Consider the following 19,023-nt stretch of genomic DNA (forward strand, 5'->3'; position numbering starts at 1 on the left):
ACCAAAGTTAAGATTTTTGTGACAGCGGAATAAATATTTTCCGAAATTTTATAATTAAAGGAATCCCTCGAGCTATAATCCAAAAAGTTAACGCAATAAAAATAGCATGAAGTTGATAGTCTAGGGCATCTAACCAAAATAAAACGGGAAGAAAAACAAATGTTGTGGCGCATAAAAGTACGTTTCTTAAAAATTTCATTTTACCTAAACCTTTAAACATACCATCGAAAATAAAAGCTAAAGCGCAAAAGGGTTGCATAATTAATACAAGCCAAAAGCTATTGTAAAATAAAGATAAAACCTCAGGGTCTTTAGAAAATAGACGCCCTAACGGATAGTAAAAAAGTGCTCCAAATACGGCTAGCATAATACCTACAATTATACCGTAACGAATAAGTTTGTTGCTTAGTTTTAATAGTGTTGCATAAGCCGTTTCTCCATATAATTTACCCGATAGGATATTGCCTGCACTGGCATAACCATCGACAAAAAAGGCGGCAAAAAACCATAAATTGATACAAATAGTATAGGCTGCTATGTGTGCTGGTCCGTAACCTGTGGCAAAACGTGTTGCGAAATACAAGGTGACATTTAACGCCAAGGTGCGCACAAATAGGTTAAGGATCATGATAACCAATTTATCGATTTCTTTATTTAAAGGAAACTTGGGTATTAACGGAATATCGGTTTTTTTTACGAGGTAAATAGTTGCTAAAATGGCCATAGTAATTTGGGCGATTAAACTACCATAAGCAGCTCCTTTTATATCCATGGCTGGTATGTAATTTTCTATGCCAAAAACAAAAGCGTAATCGAGTGCAATATTTAGAAACGCGCCAATAGTAGCAATAATCATGGGGTAAAATGTGTTTTGTAATCCTCGAAAAACACCAAAAACGGCCATTGTGAATAGTGTAAAGGGAAAACCGAAAACTCGAATTCTATAATAATCTACGCTATAATCTAAAATAATGTTTGTGGCATTGTATAGTTTAAAAATAGATCGAGCAAATGGGTAGGTGCCAAATATAATAAGTACACTTAGTAAGGTGATTATAAAAATGGCTTGTGCTGGTAAATTTTTAATTTTATCTAATTTATTTGCGCCTAAATGTTGCGATACTATGGAAGATATAGCACTTCTAGTTTGTCCTAAAACCCAAATAAGCATTGAAATAAATGTGCCAACAATACCAACGGCAGCCAAAGACTCTGTGGCGTTACTATCAATGTTGCCAATAATAGCCGTGTCGGTAATAGATAAAATAGGTTCGGCTATACCTGCAATTAATGCTGGTACAGCTAACTTGTTGATGTGCTTAAAACTAATGTTTGTATTCACAGAGGTATGTTGGTTTTCGTATATTTACCATGCAATTTTGTTTTTGCACTCACACGAATCATTTTTAATGTTTACTTTTGTTTCTTTAAAGCAGCAAATTTAATATATAATATCAGTTTATTATGAAGAATATTTTAGTTCCTGTTGGATCGTCTAAAAACGCACAAAGCCATTTACAGTACGCTGTAGATTTTGCTGAAGCCGTAGGCGCCAAACTTTTTGTAGTACAAGTTTATAATGTGTATACCAAAGCCGGAACTATGATTAGGGTAGACGATGTTATACAACGTGAAAGTAAAGCGTTTTTAGATAACTTGGTGTCGCAAATTGATACTAAAAATGTTGAAGTTATTGTAAAGGTTTTAAAAGGAAAATTAATTAATACTTTAGAGTTAGCCTGTAAAACGGCCGAGGTAGATTTAATTTTAGTTGAACCTAGAACTAACTCTATTAAAGATGAAGTTTATTTAGGAAAAACATCAGGTAAAATTATAAAACAAACCAATATACCGGCACTTATTGTTCCGGAAGGTTATGTTTTTAAGCCTGTTACTAATATTTTACTAGCCATGAAATCGGCTATTATTAAAAAGAAAAGGGCTTTAAACCCATTAAAATCTATAAAAGATACGTTTAATGCAGATGTACATTTGCTATTAGTAAAAACACCACATTATAACGAGGGTGATTTTGATGTTAACGAAGTTCTAGAAGATTTATCTAGTAGTGTGACCAAAAGTGGAAATGCTACAACATTTCAAGGGGTATTAGAACATTACCGTTCACACAACCCAGATATGCTTTGTGTTGTGCGCCGTAAGCGTGGTTTCTTTGCTAAAAAATGGGAGAAAAACACCATTCTTAAAAAAGATTTCCATAGTAACTTACCTGTTTTAGTATTACGCGGATTAAAATAATATTTTGGGGATGTAGCTCAGTTGGCTAGAGTGCTTGACTGGCAGTCAAGAGGTCGTCGGTTCGAGCCCGATCTTCTCCACAGATAAAACCTGTAAAGTGCTTTTTTTAAGTGTTTTATGGGTTTTTGTGTTTTAAATATGTACGATTACTGTACGGTAAATAGAATTAAATTAATTCTGTTTGATGTTATTTTTTATTTTGAAATGATTTAAATTGAGGGATTACATCATTTTTTTTCTCTGTTTGAAATACCGACATTAATAGCTGTTATTAATTAAGCTTTAAATGTATAAATATAATTTAATAATGAATTACGGTTTACCTCATTTACTTTGTCTTTCTTATTGAGTAATGCTATATGGTTAAAAAAAGTTTTTTTTCGTTTATGTTTTATACAGCTAATATTGGTGCTCTTTTTTTTTGTGGTTCTAGTACAATTGGGAAATATGGTATTACCTATAATTTTATCGCTCTAAATTTGTTCCAGTAAAAGTTAATATTAAGTTATTAAAAGTAGGTTATATTTGCTTTAAATCTTTTAAGAATAACTTGTTTTCGGTATGAAAATCCCCCAGTGCTTTTTGTTGCTTTTGTTTTGCTTTTTAGGGTTTGGACAAGAGTTGCCGCCAATTGAACGATTTACTACAGAGGATTACAGTGGTGATAATCAAAACTGGATGATTTCTCAGGCTGAAAATCAATTTATATATGTAGCAAATAATAAAGGTTTGCTGGAGTATAATGGCTCAGAATGGAAAACGTATAGTGCCCCAAATAAAACTATTATCAGAGCCGTTAACGCTATTGGAGATAGAATTTATACGGGCTGTTATGCCGATTTAGGGTATTGGGAAAAAAATAACGTAGGTACTTTAATTTATACTTCACTAAAGCCTAAGTTAGAGGTTGGAGTTTTAAACGACAATCAAGTTTGGAATATTTTGGAGTATAATGAGTGGGTTGTTTTTCAAACAAGTAAAAGAATTTACTTTTATAATCCTAAAACTGAAACATTCAAAATTGTTTCTGCAACACAGAATATCTATAAAATATTCAAAGTTAAAAACAGAATATATTATCATGTAGCCAACCAAGGAATTTACGTTGTAGAAAATGGAAAACCCAAGCTAATAGCTGCAGACGAGGTTTTAAAAACAGATCGTGTTATTAATATTTTTGAAAGCAATCAAAATTTAGTGCTATTAACACGGAGTTCAGGTTTTTTTAAATTGTCCGATAATAAATTAACGGTCTGGGATATTTCAGCCGCAGCTTTATTAAGCGACATCGATATATTTAGTACTATTCAATTAAAAGATGGTAGTTTTATTATTGGCACAATTTCCGATGGAGTTATTCATTTAAGTTCTAAAGGAGATCTTAAGTATCAAATTAATCAGAAAAAAGGGCTAACAAATAATACGGTTTTATCGTTGTTTGAGGATCGTGCTAAAAATGTTTGGGCGGCGTTGGATAATGGGGTTAATTGCATTAATGTAAAATCTCCAATTAAAAGCTTTATCGATTACGAAGGTGTTTTGGGAACCGTTTATACTACACAAGTTTTTAAAAATAATTTATACATCGGTACAAACCAAGGGTTGTTTTATAGAGAGCTTCACGAAGTTAATAATGCTTTTAAGTTTATTGAAGGTACTGCTGGTCAGGTTTGGGAGTTGTTTAATTTAAATGATGAGTATTTATTTTGCGGTCATCATTTTGGCACCTTTATCATTGATAGTGATAAATCGAAAAAAATTAGTGACACACTTGGTGCATGGGGTTTCAAAACCATACCTCAACATAAGAATTATCTGCTTCAAGGGAATTATAGCGGACTTTTAGTATTAGAAAAGTTGGATAATAAATGGCGGGTTAGAAATAAAGTTGAAGGCTTTGAAAACTCCTCGAGGTATTTTGAAATAAACCATCAAAACCAAGTTTGGGTTAATCACGAATATAAAGGGGTTTTTAAGTTGAAGCTCAACGATAGTTTAACTAAGGTAGAAAAGCTAGATATTGAAGCAAGCTTGCCTTTAGGTGAAAGCTCTAGTTTAATAAAGTATAAGGATAATGTGCTATATGCATCTGAATATGGTGTTTATAAGTATTCTGAAGTAAATAGAGCCTTTAAGCGTGATAGTTTATTGAGTACTATTATTGATAAAAACGATTATGTTTCAGGACGGCTTGTCGTTGATAAAACAGGAAGGTTATGGACGTTTTCTAAAAATAATATAAGTTTCATTGAAAATGATAACGTTACAAACACATCGGTAATAACCAATATTCCTATTCCGTTAAAATTTCGAAAAGGTATTTTGGGGTTCGAAAACATTTCATCTATTACGCCATCTACTTGTGTATTGGGAACATCAAACGGATATATTACATTAGACCTTAATGAGACCCATAAAAAAGATAAGCATTTAATTTATTTAAACAAAGTCGCATGGTATGCGAATGATGACACCGTCGTTCCTCAGGATATTAGTTCAAAGGGTGTTTTTAAATTTAAATACGGCTTGTTAGAGTTTAATTATGCCGTTCCGGAATACGAGCGTTACGTGGGTGTAAAGTATCAATACATTCTGGAAAGTGATACTGATAAATGGAGTAAATGGAAAGAAGCATCGGCAGTTACATTCGAGAATTTATCTTTTGGTACTTATACCTTTAAAGTTAAAGCGAAAATAGGTAACATGTTATCTCAAAATATAGCAGCTTATACTTTTGAAGTTTGTAGGCCGTGGTATTTTACAAATACAGCTATTGCGGCTTATATTCTGTTGTTTTCTGTAATTGTGTTTATTACGCACAAGGCTTATAAACGTTATTATATTAAAAAATTCGAGAAAGAACAATTGAAGAGCCAGCAGTTAGTCATGAAAATAAAAAATGAAAAACTGAATAGTCATATTGAGAGTAAAAATAGAGAGTTAGCTATTTCTACCATGAGTATTATTAAAAAGAATAAGGTTTTAAACAAGATTAAAAAAGAAATTAAAAATAGCAAAGACAACGATAATATTGAAGCAATAAAGCTTATTGATAATAATTTAAACGACAATAAAGATTGGTCGTTTTTTGAGAAAGCCTTTAACAATGCAGACAAAGATTTTTTTGGTAAAATTAAAAAGGAGCATCCAGATTTAACACCAAACGATTTACGTTTTTGTGCATATTTAAGGCTTAATTTATCTTCAAAAGAAATGGCTCCACTTTTAAATATTTCAACTAAAAGTGTCGAGACCAAACGTTACCGTTTACGTAAAAAATTAGGTTTAGAGCACGATGACAGTCTAGTTAACTATATGTTAAAGTTCTAGTAACACGACAATTGTAAATTTCACCACGACATTACCACTACAACAGCTGTTAAGCCTTGTTATTGTTGACTTGTTGTTTGCTTTTTTTAAAAATGCGATTTATCCCTTATTGCTAGAGGTTTCCGATGCAATCGCTCGATTTTTACATTCAATTAATACAATGTTCGTTTTTTATCGACTTTAAAAATTAGAGCCTTTTTATTTTCAGAGATTAACTTTACATAGACTTAATTTTATTTTCGAGTAAAAAATTCGTTCAAGTTTTAATTTTGACATCAAACTTAAAACAACATTTTTATGAAACTAAAACGATGTAATCAAAAAACAAAAACAATATTATGTATGCTGTTTTTGTTTGTGGCTACAATGTCGACGACACAAGCTCAAAATATAATAAATGGAACCGTGTTAGACGAGGCAAGAATGCCTTTACCTGGTGCTTCCGTAATTCTAAAAGGAACTAATAATGGAACATCTACCGATTTTGATGGTAAATTTTCTATAAATGTAACAAAAGACTACGCTACTTTAGAGGTGTCTTACGTGGGTTACATCACTAAAGAAGTTTCTATTTCTAGCCAATCTTTTACTATTATATTACAACCAGATGTTAAAGCTTTAGACGAAGTTGTTGTTACTGCCTTAGGTATAAAGAGAGAACAAAAAGCACTGGGATATTCAGTACAAGAAATAAGTGGAGAAACTATTCAAAAAGTATCAGGCGTAGATATTGGTACATCACTTTCGGGAAAGGTTGCAGGGCTTTTAGTAAATAATTCAACCGATTTTAATGTAGCTCCGGAAATAACAATTAGAGGGGAAGAGCCATTATTGGTAATAGATGGTATTGCATACCAAAATAGAACGCTTAGTGATATTTCTTCAGAAGATGTTGAGTCTATGTCTGTTCTAAAAGGGGCAACGGCTTCTGCTTTATATGGTTTTCGTGGAGCCAACGGTGCTATTTTAATCACAACAAAAAACGGAAGCACCGGTGATGATGGTTTTAGTGTTAATTTAACAAGTAACACTATGTATTCTGCTGGGTTTTTAGCTATTCCAGAGCGCCAAAGTGTTTACGGTCGAGGTACTAACAATACTTACAACATAAATACCGACGAATCTTGGGGGCAAGTGATGGATGGATCATTGCAAACGCAATGGGACCCTATTGCTAAGGATTTTAGTGAGTTTGAGTATTCTGCAATTGGTAAGGATAATTTTAAAAACTTTTTAGAGCAAGGTTCTATTACAAATAATAATATAAGTATTGCATTTAAGGAAGATAAAATTGCTTTACGAAGTTCTGTTAACTGGATAGAGCAAAAAGGACAATATCCAAATTCTAAGTTAGATAAATTTACCTATTCTTTTGGTGGAGATGTTAATTTAGATAAGTTTAAATTAAGTTCAAACATCTCTTATTCTAAAAGAGAATCTCCAAACATGGGATCTAACGGTTATACATCTTACGACCCAATGTATTCTTTGTTAATTTGGAGTCCTGCAGATTGGGATGTACGTGATTACAAAGATAATTATTGGTTAATTCCTGGGGAGTTACAAAACAACCATTACGGATACGATTTTGAAAACAATAATTATAGCGGTAAAAATCAAAACAACCCTTATTTTGATAGATATCAAAAAACCAACGAAGTGTCTCGCGACATTTTTAATGCTGATTTAACCATGAGTTATGATGTGGCAGATTGGTTAAAAGCAACGGTGCGTTCTGGGTTAGATTTTTTCGTTGATCGTGGTCAGCTTAGAGTATCTCAAGGGTCTTATACATCTACAGGAAATACATCTGTACCTGGTGCGTCTTCTACATGGAATGGCTCAAGAACAGGTGCTTATGTAACAGGTAAAACTCAAGGTTTCAGTATAAATAATGATGTATTACTTTCTGGTGATAGAAAATTTGTTGATGATAAATTTGAGGTTGAATATCTTGCCGGAGGAACGATATATTACCAAAGGAATGATAATTTAGCGGCAAATACTGAAGGAGGTATTTCTATTCCCGAATTTTTCTCTTTAAATGCTTCTGTAAATCCTGCTTCTGTAAATGAAAGTATAAGTCAACAACAAGTTAATTCGGTTTTTGGTCGATTAGGTTTGTCTTGGAATAAGTTAATTTATGTTGATATCACGGGGCGTAACGATTGGAGTTCTACTTTGGCTGGCCCAGGTATTCCAGACTCAAAACAATCTTATTTTTACCCATCTTTCTCAGGGAGTTTTGTGGTGTCAGAATTAATAAAGGAATCTACTAGAGATTGGTTGGATTTGTTGAAAATAAGAAGCTCATGGACACAATCTAAAAAACCTGCAGGTATTTACGATATTAATAGTGTTTTTAGTACGTCTCCAGGTACTTGGAATGATTTAAACGGAGCAAGTGCTCCTAATAATTTATACAATTTATCAAGTATAAGTCCAGAAAGCGCAAATACTTACGAGGTTGGGTTGCAAGCCATGTTCTTTAAAAAACGCTTTACTATTGATGCGTCTTACTACAAGAAACACATGTACGATTTTTTAGAAACAGGTGCGTTATCTGCGGCATCTGGTTACACAGGAGTTGTGCTTAATAAAGATGATGAAGTAGATCGTAAAGGTTGGGAATTAGCGCTTACCGGAACTCCAATTAAAACAAATGATTTTCAATGGGATTTAGGTGTTAACTGGTCAACTTATAAAGATGTTTATGCTAAAATTGATCAAACATATACGCAAAATGATAGTAGGCCATGGATTAAAGTAGGGGAACGCACCGATCATTATGTAGGAGCAGAGTTTATGACGGATCCAACAACGGGGCAACACGTTTACAGCAATGGACGTATAGTTAAAAATCCATACAGTTCTGTATACGGATACTCTAATCCAGATTGGATATGGGGAGCAAACTCAACGTTACGCTATAAAGATTTTAGTTTATTTCTCTCTTTTGATGGTTTAGTTGGCGGTCTATCTAGTTCTAGAACCGAGAGTTACATGTGGCAATCAGGTGTGCATCCAGATTCTGTAACACCAGAAAGAGCCTTAGATGTTGCAACACCAGGATCATCAAATTATATAGGTGAAGGTGTTATGGTTACCAGCGGAACAGTTGAGTTTGATACCGATGGTACCATCCTTAGTGATACTCGCGTTTTTGAAACAAATAATATAGCAACAACATATTTAAGAGCAGCTAAAGATTTGCATGCCAGTAGCGCTTGGGGAGGCACAGGTACAACAACCGATGCTTTTTCTAGAACCTACCTTAAACTACGTGAAATATCTTTAAACTACAGTATTCCTTCAATGTATTTAAGTAGTTGGGGTGCTAAAAGTGCATCTATTAGTTTAATAGGTCAAAACGTGTTGTTGTGGTCAAAAGATTATAAATATTCCGATCCAGATAATAGAACTGAAGATTTTGCCGACCCATCAGTTAGATATCTTGGTGCCAATATTAAAGTTTCATTTTAGTAAGAATGCATATAGAAATAAGCAAGGTTGCAATGTCAATATTAAAAACCGAGCAAATTCTATTTTACTGATAACAATTAAATAAAAACAAATGAAAAATTTAAAATATATATATTTATTAACAGTCTTAGTTGCTTTTACATATTCATGTAGCAATTTTGAAGATATAAATACAAATCCAGATGCATCTACCATTGTTGCTCCAGATATGTTAGCAACCCAAGTATTGAAAAATACATTTACAACCAACGGAAGTGGAGTCTTTGAGTTTGTATCAGGTAACTTATTCAATAAACATATTGCTGCCTTAGATCCAAGTATTCCAAGTTCAGCGCAATATTATTTTGCATCTTTTGGTAGTTTTGGTGATTATAGTATGCTTACCGATTTGAAGTTTATGACGCAATTTGCCGAAGGAAACCAAGCTGAAGCATCTTATAAAGGTTTAGCGTTATATCTAAAAGCATATTACGGCTTATCGGCAACATTAGCGATGGGTGATGTGCCTTATTCTGAAGCAGGTATGGCGGACGAAGGGATTACACGACCTATTTACGATAAACAAGCAGATGTATTTGTTCAAATTTTAGACGATTTACAAACAGCAGAAGCCTATTTTGCCCAAGGTTATAATTTTGATGGAGATATTATGTATGATGGTGATGCTGTAAAATGGCAAAAGCTATGTAATGCTATGCAGTTAAAAGTGATACAAACCATAAGTAGACAAGCTACAGATGATCAAAAGGCTCGTTTTGCTGCTGTTGTAAGTGCAGGTAATTTATTGGAAAGTAATGATGATAATTTCAAATTGGTTTACACCGAAATTTCAAATGCTAACCATCAATTCTATAATGGTGAAAACCTTAGAATTAATACAGCTATTTCAAAACTAACTGTTGATGTCTTGAAAACAAATAAAGATCGCAGATTGTTTTATTTTGCCGAACCTGCACAAATATTATTAGATGCTGGAAATTCTGCTTCTGATTTTGATGCCTACGAAGGTGCTTTAACATCTTTAGATCCAACTACATTAGCTTTTAACAAAGATAATGGCGATTATTCTTTATTAAACTCACGTTATGTTGATTTTATGGATGGAGAGCCCTTGTTGCGTTTTACTTTTGCCGAACAATGTTTTATTATTGCTGAAGCTATTGAAGAAGGTTGGGTTACCGGAAATGCTCAAGAATATTACGAAAATGGAGTAAAAGCTATGCTTGAATATTATAAAGATTTGCCAAATACAGATGGTTATGTTCAGGGTATGGCTATCGATCAAGCTTATATTGATAATTATTTTACTGGAGACGCAGTTTATACCACTACAGGAACCAAAGAAGATAGATTAAAACAAATTTTAACACAACGTTGGTTAATAGATTTCTTTCAGGGTAATGGAGGTAATTATCCCCAATTTTTAAGAACTGGTTTTCCTGAATATCCGTTAGATCCAGCAACAAGTTTAAATCCTGATGATACTTCGGTTTACCCAAAGCGTTGGAAATATCCGGTGTCAGAACAAACAACAAACCCTGATAATTATCAAAAGGCTATTGATGATCAGTTCGATGGGTATGATGGTATAAATAAAACACCTTGGTACTTACAGTAATAATTCTGTAAGATATAAACTTATAAAAAATCTAAAGACGAATTATTTGTCTTTAGATTTTTTGATGCTTAAAATATTTAATGACTATAGATTATGTTAAAACTAATAAGTAAATTTTTTTCAATACTATTAATAGTTTGTTTTTATTCCTGTGATGAAAATTCTAACACAAAAATAAATTTTGCCAAAAACCCGGTTATAGCACACCGTGGCGCATGGAAAAGTCAAAATTTACCTAAAAATTCAATAGCTTCATTAAAGCAAGCTATTGCTCTCGGATGCACAGGTTCGGAGTTTGATGTTAGAATGACTGCAGATAATGTACTCATTGTTACTCACGATGCAGAATATCACGGATTAGAGGTGGAAAAATCTACTTATGAAGAATTGTCCAAATTCAAATTATCAAACGGTGAAATACTCCCCACTTTAAAAGCATATATTTTGGCAGGAATAACCAATAATGATTCTACAGGTTTGGTCTGCGAAATAAAACCTTCTAAAATTAAAGGGAGAAATGCGGACATTGCCGATAAGGTTATCTCTTTGGTTAAAGAGCTAAATGCGGATCCTTATATTTTGACTTATATTAGTTTTAGTTACGATACTCTCAAGAAAATTAAAACGCTTGATGCGCAAGCAAAAACCCAGTATCTAGATGGGTCAAAGGCACCAGAAACATTAAGTTTAGATGGTGTTTCAGGATTAGATTATTTGGTTTATAAGTTGAAAAAACATCCGGAATGGATTTCGTCGGCCAAAAAAATGGGATTAACACTAAATGCCTGGACAGCTAATAAGGTTGAAAACATTGAGTGGTTACTTGTAAATAATTTCGATTATATTACAACAGACGAGCCTGAAATGGTTTTTAAAAGTATTGATAAGAGCCCCATAAATAAAGGATATCAACTTGTTTGGAGCGATGAGTTTAACTATGAAGGCAAGCCCGATTCAGCAAAATGGACCTATGATTATGGGTTTAAAGCTAATAATGAAAAACAGTATTTTACCGATAGTTTAAAAAATGCAAGGGTAGAAAACGGGTATTTAATTATTGAAGCTCATAAAGAGAAAGTCGCTAATAAGGATTTTAAAAACCCTGAGATTAAGGGATGGCAAAAATATAAGTCTGAAATTGATAGTGCCCAGTATACATCGGTTCGATTAAAAACAGAAGGTCTAGCAGCATGGCAATACGGCCGTATTGAGGCTAGAGCAAAATTACCTAAAGGTCGCGGTATGTGGCCAGCAATTTGGATGCTGAGTGAAAAGAGGGAAGGTATAGGTTGGCCGGAAAGTGGCGAAATTGATATCATGGAGCATGTTGGTTATGATAATGATACCATTCATGGTACTATACACACTAAGGCTTACAATCACATGAAAGGCACACAAAAGGGCAAAACTATTTTTATTGATAAGCCTAATGATACATTTCATATGTTTGCTGTAGAATGGACGCCCGAAAAAATAGATTTTATTTTGGATGGAGTGGTGTACAATCATATCGAAAATGAACATAAAACCACTGCAGAATGGCCTTTTGATAATCAGTTTTATTTAATAATGAATGTTTCCGTTGGTGGTATGTGGGGCGGGAGACAAGGTATAGATGATTCTATTTTTCCCCAGAAAATGGTGGTCGATTATGTACGCGTTTTTCAACAAAAAAAGTAAATAGAAGTAGATATGAAATACAATATTTTAGTATGTTTCACTCTAATTTTGGGTGTAATGAGTTGTAATAATGAAATTAAAAAGGAAGGTCAAACCTTAAAGGTAATGACTTACAACATCCGTTTAGATGTCGCTTCCGATGGTGAGAACGCTTGGCCAAACAGAAAAGATTTTTTAAGTGCGCAAGTATTGTTTAATAGTCCAGATGTTTTGGGGGTTCAGGAAGCGAAAACAAATCAAATGGCCGATTTAAAAAGAGCTTTAACGGGCTATAGCGCCATAGGTGTTGGACGTGATGGTGAAAATATAGGTGAATTTTCAGCTATATTTTATAATACTGAAAAGCTAAAAGTTGAGAATGAAAACACGTTTTGGCTTTCAGAAACACCAAATCAAATTTCCAAAGGTTGGGATGCTGCATATCCCAGAATTTGCACATACGGTTTGTTTACAAACTTAGAAAATAACACCAAGTTTTGGGTTTTTAACACCCATTTAGACCATAAAGGGCACGAAGCGCAATTACAAGGTGTTGCTCTAATTCAGGATAAAATAAAAGCGCTTAATACGAATAATTTGCCTGTTGTTTTAATGGGAGATTTTAATGCCGAACCTAACACCGAGTTAATTACCAAACTTAGCCAAAGTATGGACGATTCTAAAGGCTTAGCAAAAGTAGTTTTTGGCTCTAATGGTACTTTTAGTGGTTTTAAGACTGAAAAACTAGTTACTCGTAGAATTGATTATATTTTTGTTTCTAAAACTAATATTGAAGTTGAAAAATATGGTGTGTTATCGAGTTTGGTGGATTTGAAATATCCTTCGGATCACTTTCCTGTTTTAACCGAATTAATCATTAAATAACTTTCCAAAAGAAGCATGTTTTCAGAATATTCAATTTAATAAGAAACACTTTGAAGCTTGATATAAATTATCATCAAGTTTCAAAGTGTTTTTTTTAGGTGAATCTATTGAACGGTAAACTCAAAAACTTGAGATTCCGAAGTATTGTTATTAACATCTTTAGTAATAACACGCCAAAAATAAGTATTGCCAGAACTCACGGTTACCGAAACATTGTTGCTGCTTGTAGTAGCTTGTGCTTGTGTTGGCGGGTTTACATTTCCGAAAAGGACTTCATATTCTGTAATATCATTATCAACATCTTCACCTAACCATTCTAGCGATAAGTTTACTGTTGAAGCTGCTAAGGAAGCCGATAGAGCAGGGCTAACCAATTCCGCTGGAAATGGAGCGTAAGATGATGTTGCTTCTCCTGCATTATAAAATTTCCAAGTATTACTTTGTGCTGTTTCTGTTCCCGAGTTTTTAGAAACCACATACCATGAATATGGCGTGCCTCGTAAAATAGCAACACTTTTTTCTGACACCGAACTTGTGTAATTGGTTGTGGTTTGTGTGTCTAAATTTTTAACGAATAATTGATATGATGTTACATTTTGAGCATCATTCCAGTTGAATAAAATAGTGCTTTCTGTACTTGTTAGGCTAGAACCTTCGGTGCATTCTGAATTTTCCTCAGGGAATGTTAAAGTTGCTGCAGTTGGTGTTTTTACTTCATTGTCTGGATCCGGATCAACATCGTCATCGCTATTGCCTCCACAGTTAAAAATGAAAAGACATAAAACGAAACTTCCGAAGATATATTTAAGTGAATTTTTCATTAGTTCTTAATTATTTTAAAACTTTTGTTTGCTGTTTTTGTAACCACTTTTAATAAGTAAACGCCTTTTTCTAATAGGGTTGCATCTATTTTTAGTGTGTTGCTAGTTGTCTCAGTGTTGTAAACACGTTTTCCTAAAATAGAATAGAGTTCTACTATAGCTTTATCGTTGTTTAATTCTCCCAAGTAAACGTTTAATTCGTTATTTGAAATTGGATTAGGAAACACCGTTAATTCGTCTCCATAAAAAATAGATTCTTCAAATTTACCTTGACAAATTTTATCGGTTTCTACGGTAATCGTGTTTTCTCCATTCTGTAAAGTAAGTTCAATTTCAGAATTCGAAGTTTCTGTAGTAATACCGTTAAGCGTAATTTTATAAAGAGAACCACCACTCATGTTAAGTGAAACTAATTTCTTGCCATTTGCAGATTTTGATAGTACCGATAAATTTTCTGGCTCCGTTATAGTAATGTTGTAGCATTGCTCGTAATCTGGTTGATTTTCAACAGTAATACAAACATTATAATGACCAGAAGCTAAATTGTTTTTAATAAAACTACTTGTAAAAGCATCGTCACTATTTAGGTTGTCGCTTGTAATTTTAACGCTGTAGTTTAGGTTCTTTTCTGCGGAAATATCAATAAAACCATTGTTGCTATTTCTGCAAGTTTCGTTACCAATTTGTAGTTTAAAGTTGTTGGCCGGTAAACTAAATATTTCACAACCGTTAGCATCTACTGTAGCTCCAATTGGAGTGTTGCTACACGCATCATTTGTGTTTAAAACACCATCGCTATCAAGATCTTCTGGAGTAATAAAGGTTTTGTCTCCAAAAATAATAAACTCGCCAGCCTTTAAAGTTATCGATGCCGTGCTGCTGGTGACTTCCATAGGCATGTTTCTGTCTAGCAAATTATACCAAGTACCTGTTTGCTGAAAATTAGGCGTAATATTTTGTGCTGTAATACCAAAGTTACCAAGTATGGTAATGTATTTAATATCGTTTTCTGTAGCGCTATCTAGTGTTAAATGGATGGTTTTTAATCCTGAAGATTTGTTAGTGTCAACCTCGAAATTAGTGGTTTTGAATATGGGTTCTTCAAGTTTTAAACGAATTAAATTACGCCAAGTGTCATGAACAGATTTTCGGTTAGCATCATTTAAGTATTCCCAAAGGATAGGTTTATTGCCAACTCTGCCGTTTTGGTCTATAGAAATATCATAACCTAATTCTCCAAATTGCCAAATCATTTTTGGTCCTGGTACCGTAAAGAAAAACGCCCCAGCGGTTTCTACACGTTTTAAGGCTGTGTTTAAATCTTTAACATTATAATTAGTGTTGGTTGCTCCAAAATTAAGGTTTCTGTACATCATGCGTTCTTCATCATGGCTTTCCATGTAGCTTACGGATGGTGTGGCTTGTGCAAATCCTTTTTGTTTATATGAAACGTTTCCGAAGTTAGATTTTCCATCAGTGAAAAACCCCATAGTGGCATCGCTATAAGTTCCGTTTAAATTGTTCCAAAGCATGATACCTTTGCCTTCATTTATGCGGTAGTTCGCCCATTCGTTCTCTTCAGTAATACCACCAAGATGCTCAAAAATAATATAGAAATCATCTTTTTTATCCCATTGGTAATCTGCATATTCTTTTAAAACGTCTACACGGTCTTGCTGATAGCTTCCAGTACAACTCTCGTTACTTTCAGTACAATTTTGAGTAAATCCTTTGGTTAAATCCCATCGGAAACCATCAATTTTATATTCGTCGATCCAAAATTGAGTAACGCGCTTTACATAATCACGAGTTGCTGTTGTACTATGGTTAAAATCGTTAAAAACACTATAGGCGTGTTTTGCTGTTTGGTTAAAAAACGGATTATCTGCAGAGGCGGTTCCTCCGTAATTACCGTTATCGGTGTTCCAAAGTCTGTAATATGGATTTTGTCCAGAAGCATGATTAAAAACAACATCTACAATAATAGCTATGCCACGACGGTGACATTGGTCTACCAAAGCTTTAAAAGCATTTTGGGTACCGTAATATTTATCGAGCGCCATGTGAAATGATGGGTTGTAGCCCCAACTTTCGTTACCATCAAATTCATTTAATGGCATTAGTTCTATGGCGTTTATACCTAGGTTTTCTATATAATCTAGTCTGCTTTTTAAAGCATCAAAACTGTGTAGAGCATCAAAGTCGCGAAGTAGTAATTCGTAAATTACTAAATCGGTTTTTTCGGGGGCGGTAAAATTGGTTACTTGCCAATTATAGTCTGCATCTCCTGTTCTTAATAAAGTAATATTGTGGTTTGTTTTTCCTGTTGGATATGCTGGTAAATCGGGATAAGTTACCGCATTGATATATTGATCGTTCGATTCTGTTAAAATAACAGGAGAATATGGATCTGCTATTTTTATAGAAGCATCAACCATATATTGATACATGTGGTTGGTTTGTGGTGTTAACCCTGTTAGTTCTATCCAAAAACGATCTTTACTGCTGTCTTTCTTCATTAAAAAAGCATCATCTATCGTCCAATCATTAAAGTCGCCAATGACATGTACAAACTCTTTTAGCGGCGCATAAAGCACCAAAGTAGCTTTAGTGTTGTCGGTTTCATTATAATTAATACCATCTAATAACCCATTTGGTAAAGCGGCTTCTGTAGTAGCCGGAATTACAATAGCTTCGAATGTTTTAGATTCTGTTTGTGTGCCATCGGTAATTTGTAACTCGAATGTTGTGGTTTCGTTTACCGTGTAATTGTTGGTATATGTTGTAGTTTGAATAGCTGTATCTACTGTGTTATTGTTGGTCAGAAGTGTAAAGTTGGCCACAGTACTAGAAGTCGCATTAATAGGAAGCGTTTCGCCAGCATTCAAAATGGTTGTTGTTTTTGTAGGCATGTTTAAAAATAGTTGAAAAGAACCAATATCGAAAAAGAAATCGGCACAACCTGATGCTTTTAATTCTTGATTTCCAGATGCATTTCTAAAAACTATACCCATTTTGGTAGATTCGCTTTGTTGCTCGCTTGTTAAACTATAATAAACGGATGGTGTTATAGTGATGCTCCAAGTGCCGTCATTATTGTTTGTCATTTCGCCAATGCCATCATCAGCGCCCCAATTTCCTATGGTTTTAATACCCCAAGCATCGGTGTCGTTACCTATGCCAGAGTGCATGTAGACTTTGCTAGGTGCAGATATACTATTGCAATCTGTTGCCGTGCTGCTTAGATTTACCGTAATAGTTATTTGGCTTGTAACTTCGAAAGCGCTAGGTGAAATAGTAACTTGCGAGATAGCGGTTAGTCTAAATAACAAGAACGTAAATAGTAACAGTTTTTTCATCTGTTTTGGTGTTTAGTTAAGTTGTAGTAATAAGAAGGTTTTAGTTGAAAGTATACGAACACGTCTTTTTTCTAATAGCTTCCTTTTTAAGAAAAAAAAGGCTGATATAAATCAGCCTCTTTTATAGATTTAATATTTTAGTTTGGTATAATGTTGTAACTACCATCTAAATCGTTGAACCAGAAATCGTAACTGCCTGTTTCTGCGTTAAACGGAATGTTGTCTCCGCCGCCAGATAAATTAGCTTTACCATAAAGTTCACTAGATCCTGAATATCTCCAAACGTCTGCCCAATCATCATTTGCTCTAATTAAGATGAAACCTCCATTTGTTAATGTTACACCATTAATGTACCATAAGTGTGGATTGTTAGCGTCCTGAGTAAAATTAGTGTCATTGTCACCATCCCAACCGTTTGGTGTAGCATCTCCAATAATAGCCATAGAAGTATATGTTGGTGCTGCAGAAGCATCGTATGCTTCTACTGTAAAGCTTCCAGATTCTCCGACTGTAGTGAAATTATACGAGTAGTATCCTGCAGTGGCAACATTAAATGTTCCGGGGTCTGAACCGCTACCAGTATTTACTGCTAGAGCAGCTCCATCATTTGTTCCCCATTGTGGTTGCCATGCGCCTTTAGTTTCTAATAATTTAAAAGCTCCTGCTCCAAAATACCCAACATAAACATAGTTGTTTGGTACATCTTGGTTTCTAAATAATGGTGTGTTATTGTTATCGTTACTCCATCCTGGTGATGTTGCATCTCCAACAACATATAAGTTAGGGAATGCAGAAAGGTAAGGTGTAACAGAAATGGTTAACGCATCGGAAATTCTAGTTAATTCGCTACCACCAGAATTTGTGTTTTTTGCCACAATTCTAATATCCATGTCGCCAGCAACTTCAGGAGTTAAACCAATGCCAATAGCAACTGCATTTAATTCTGAATGTGTTGATGATACTGTACTTGCGTTAGTTGTTGTTCCAATAGAAACAGGACTTGCAAAATCAGTTCCTGCTGTAGCGGCTTCAATAGTGTAATTGATGTCGGTGCCTAAAGAAGATTCTAAAACAGCATCTGTCCAATTTACAGTTAAAACCGTGTCGTCAACAGATCCAATAGATAAAACAAAAGTATCGCTAGCTAAAGGGCTAGAAATTACAGGAGCATCGGTTGGATATCTAGTTGCTAGTAATAAAATACTATTAGAAATTTCGCTTCCCGCGGAAACTCTAATGTAGACAGGCACATCTCTAAATGTTGTTGCACCTGAATTTGCAATGGCATTGTTGAACTCTACAACGGTCATTGAGAAGTTTTTCGCTTCGGTTGTACCTAGAGTGAACGGCGATGTGAATTCAGCGTCGGTCGCCATTTCAACGGTGTAAGAGCTGCTTCCAGTTACCTCGTCTTCCCATGACAATGTAAATGCAGGGTTATCTGGCAATGCAAAATTTAAAAACACAGTGCTAATACCTGGTGTGTTTAGAACAAACTCAGCTTCTGGAGCTGTAATTGTTAGGCTTTCTTCTGTTTCGCAAGACGCGAAAAGCATTGTTGACAAAAGCAACAGAAAGCTTATTTTGGTTATATAAAATTTCATATTTT

At 34.2% G+C, this 19,023-nt stretch carries 10 protein-coding genes and 1 tRNA gene; 7 read left to right on the top strand and 4 right to left on the bottom strand.

Annotated features, from left to right (window positions below; genetic code table 11):
- Nucleotides 1–7 precede the first annotated feature (7 nt).
- Nucleotides 8–1,342 carry an MATE family efflux transporter gene (locus tag GQR98_RS06755; protein ID WP_159018846.1) on the bottom strand — a complete coding sequence of 445 codons (1,335 nt, stop codon included), beginning with the start codon at nt 1,340–1,342 and terminating at the stop codon, nt 8–10.
- A 122-nt stretch (nt 1,343–1,464) separates the two neighbouring features.
- Here GQR98_RS06755 and GQR98_RS06760 point away from each other — a divergent pair, with 122 nt between their 5' ends.
- The 7 genes from GQR98_RS06760 to GQR98_RS06790 all read left to right on the top strand — a co-directional run bounded on the left by GQR98_RS06760 (nt 1,465) and on the right by GQR98_RS06790 (nt 13,234).
- Nucleotides 1,465–2,259: a universal stress protein gene (locus GQR98_RS06760; RefSeq protein ID WP_159018847.1), complete on the top strand. Its 795-nt coding sequence runs from the start codon at nt 1,465–1,467 to the stop codon at nt 2,257–2,259.
- Between the two features lie 6 nt (nt 2,260–2,265).
- Nucleotides 2,266–2,339, top strand: a tRNA-Ala gene (locus GQR98_RS06765).
- A gap of 481 nt (nt 2,340–2,820) precedes the next feature.
- Entirely contained in the window at nt 2,821–5,589 is a 2,769-nt protein-coding gene (locus tag GQR98_RS06770) for a hypothetical protein (RefSeq protein WP_159018848.1), read from the top strand.
- A gap of 297 nt (nt 5,590–5,886) precedes the next feature.
- Nucleotides 5,887–9,072: a SusC/RagA family TonB-linked outer membrane protein gene (locus GQR98_RS06775; RefSeq protein WP_159018849.1), complete on the top strand. Its 3,186-nt coding sequence runs from the start codon at nt 5,887–5,889 to the stop codon at nt 9,070–9,072.
- A gap of 91 nt (nt 9,073–9,163) precedes the next feature.
- On the top strand, nt 9,164–10,690 hold the full coding sequence (locus GQR98_RS06780) for a SusD/RagB family nutrient-binding outer membrane lipoprotein (protein WP_159018850.1): 1,527 nt from the start codon (nt 9,164–9,166) through the stop codon (nt 10,688–10,690).
- 93 nt (nt 10,691–10,783) lie between these two features.
- Entirely contained in the window at nt 10,784–12,370 is a 1,587-nt protein-coding gene (locus tag GQR98_RS06785; protein ID WP_159018851.1) for a family 16 glycosylhydrolase, read from the top strand.
- A gap of 12 nt (nt 12,371–12,382) precedes the next feature.
- Complete coding sequence (locus tag GQR98_RS06790) at nt 12,383–13,234, top strand: endonuclease/exonuclease/phosphatase family protein (protein ID WP_159018852.1); 852 nt, start codon at nt 12,383–12,385, stop codon at nt 13,232–13,234.
- Between the two features lie 104 nt (nt 13,235–13,338).
- Here the strand turns inward: GQR98_RS06790 and GQR98_RS06795 are convergent, their stop codons facing one another.
- The 3 genes from GQR98_RS06795 to GQR98_RS06805 form a co-directional block, all read right to left on the bottom strand.
- A complete protein-coding gene (locus tag GQR98_RS06795; RefSeq protein WP_159018853.1) occupies nt 13,339–14,055 on the bottom strand; it encodes a hypothetical protein in 717 nt (238 codons plus the stop codon).
- Nucleotides 14,055–17,414 (bottom strand): alpha-amylase family glycosyl hydrolase, encoded by a 3,360-nt coding sequence (locus tag GQR98_RS06800; protein ID WP_159018854.1) that lies wholly within the window; start codon nt 17,412–17,414, stop codon nt 14,055–14,057. The genes GQR98_RS06795 and GQR98_RS06800 overlap by 1 nt, the downstream gene beginning before the upstream one ends.
- Nucleotides 17,415–17,551: 137 nt before the next feature.
- Nucleotides 17,552–19,018 carry a SusE domain-containing protein gene (locus GQR98_RS06805; protein WP_159018855.1) on the bottom strand — a complete coding sequence of 489 codons (1,467 nt, stop codon included), beginning with the start codon at nt 19,016–19,018 and terminating at the stop codon, nt 17,552–17,554.
- Nucleotides 19,019–19,023 lie beyond the last annotated feature (5 nt).

Origin of the sequence: Algibacter sp. L3A6 (assembly GCF_009796825.1) — a bacterium.
In the GTDB taxonomy this organism is placed as follows: domain Bacteria; phylum Bacteroidota; class Bacteroidia; order Flavobacteriales; family Flavobacteriaceae; genus Algibacter.

What these genes read in the sequence shown, in the direction of transcription:
- GQR98_RS06790 (WP_159018852.1), top strand. Translation starts at nt 12,383, where the DNA reads ATGAAATACAATATTTTAGTATGTTTCACTCTAATTTTGGGTGTAATG.
- GQR98_RS06795 (WP_159018853.1), bottom strand. Translation starts at nt 14,055, where the DNA reads ATGAAAAATTCACTTAAATATATCTTCGGAAGTTTCGTTTTATGTCTT.
- GQR98_RS06785 (WP_159018851.1), top strand. Translation starts at nt 10,784, where the DNA reads ATGTTAAAACTAATAAGTAAATTTTTTTCAATACTATTAATAGTTTGT.
- GQR98_RS06775 (WP_159018849.1), top strand. Translation starts at nt 5,887, where the DNA reads ATGAAACTAAAACGATGTAATCAAAAAACAAAAACAATATTATGTATG.
- GQR98_RS06760 (WP_159018847.1), top strand. Translation starts at nt 1,465, where the DNA reads ATGAAGAATATTTTAGTTCCTGTTGGATCGTCTAAAAACGCACAAAGC.
- GQR98_RS06770 (WP_159018848.1), top strand. Translation starts at nt 2,821, where the DNA reads ATGAAAATCCCCCAGTGCTTTTTGTTGCTTTTGTTTTGCTTTTTAGGG.
- GQR98_RS06800 (WP_159018854.1), bottom strand. Translation starts at nt 17,414, where the DNA reads ATGAAAAAACTGTTACTATTTACGTTCTTGTTATTTAGACTAACCGCT.
- GQR98_RS06780 (WP_159018850.1), top strand. Translation starts at nt 9,164, where the DNA reads ATGAAAAATTTAAAATATATATATTTATTAACAGTCTTAGTTGCTTTT.
- GQR98_RS06805 (WP_159018855.1), bottom strand. Translation starts at nt 19,018, where the DNA reads ATGAAATTTTATATAACCAAAATAAGCTTTCTGTTGCTTTTGTCAACA.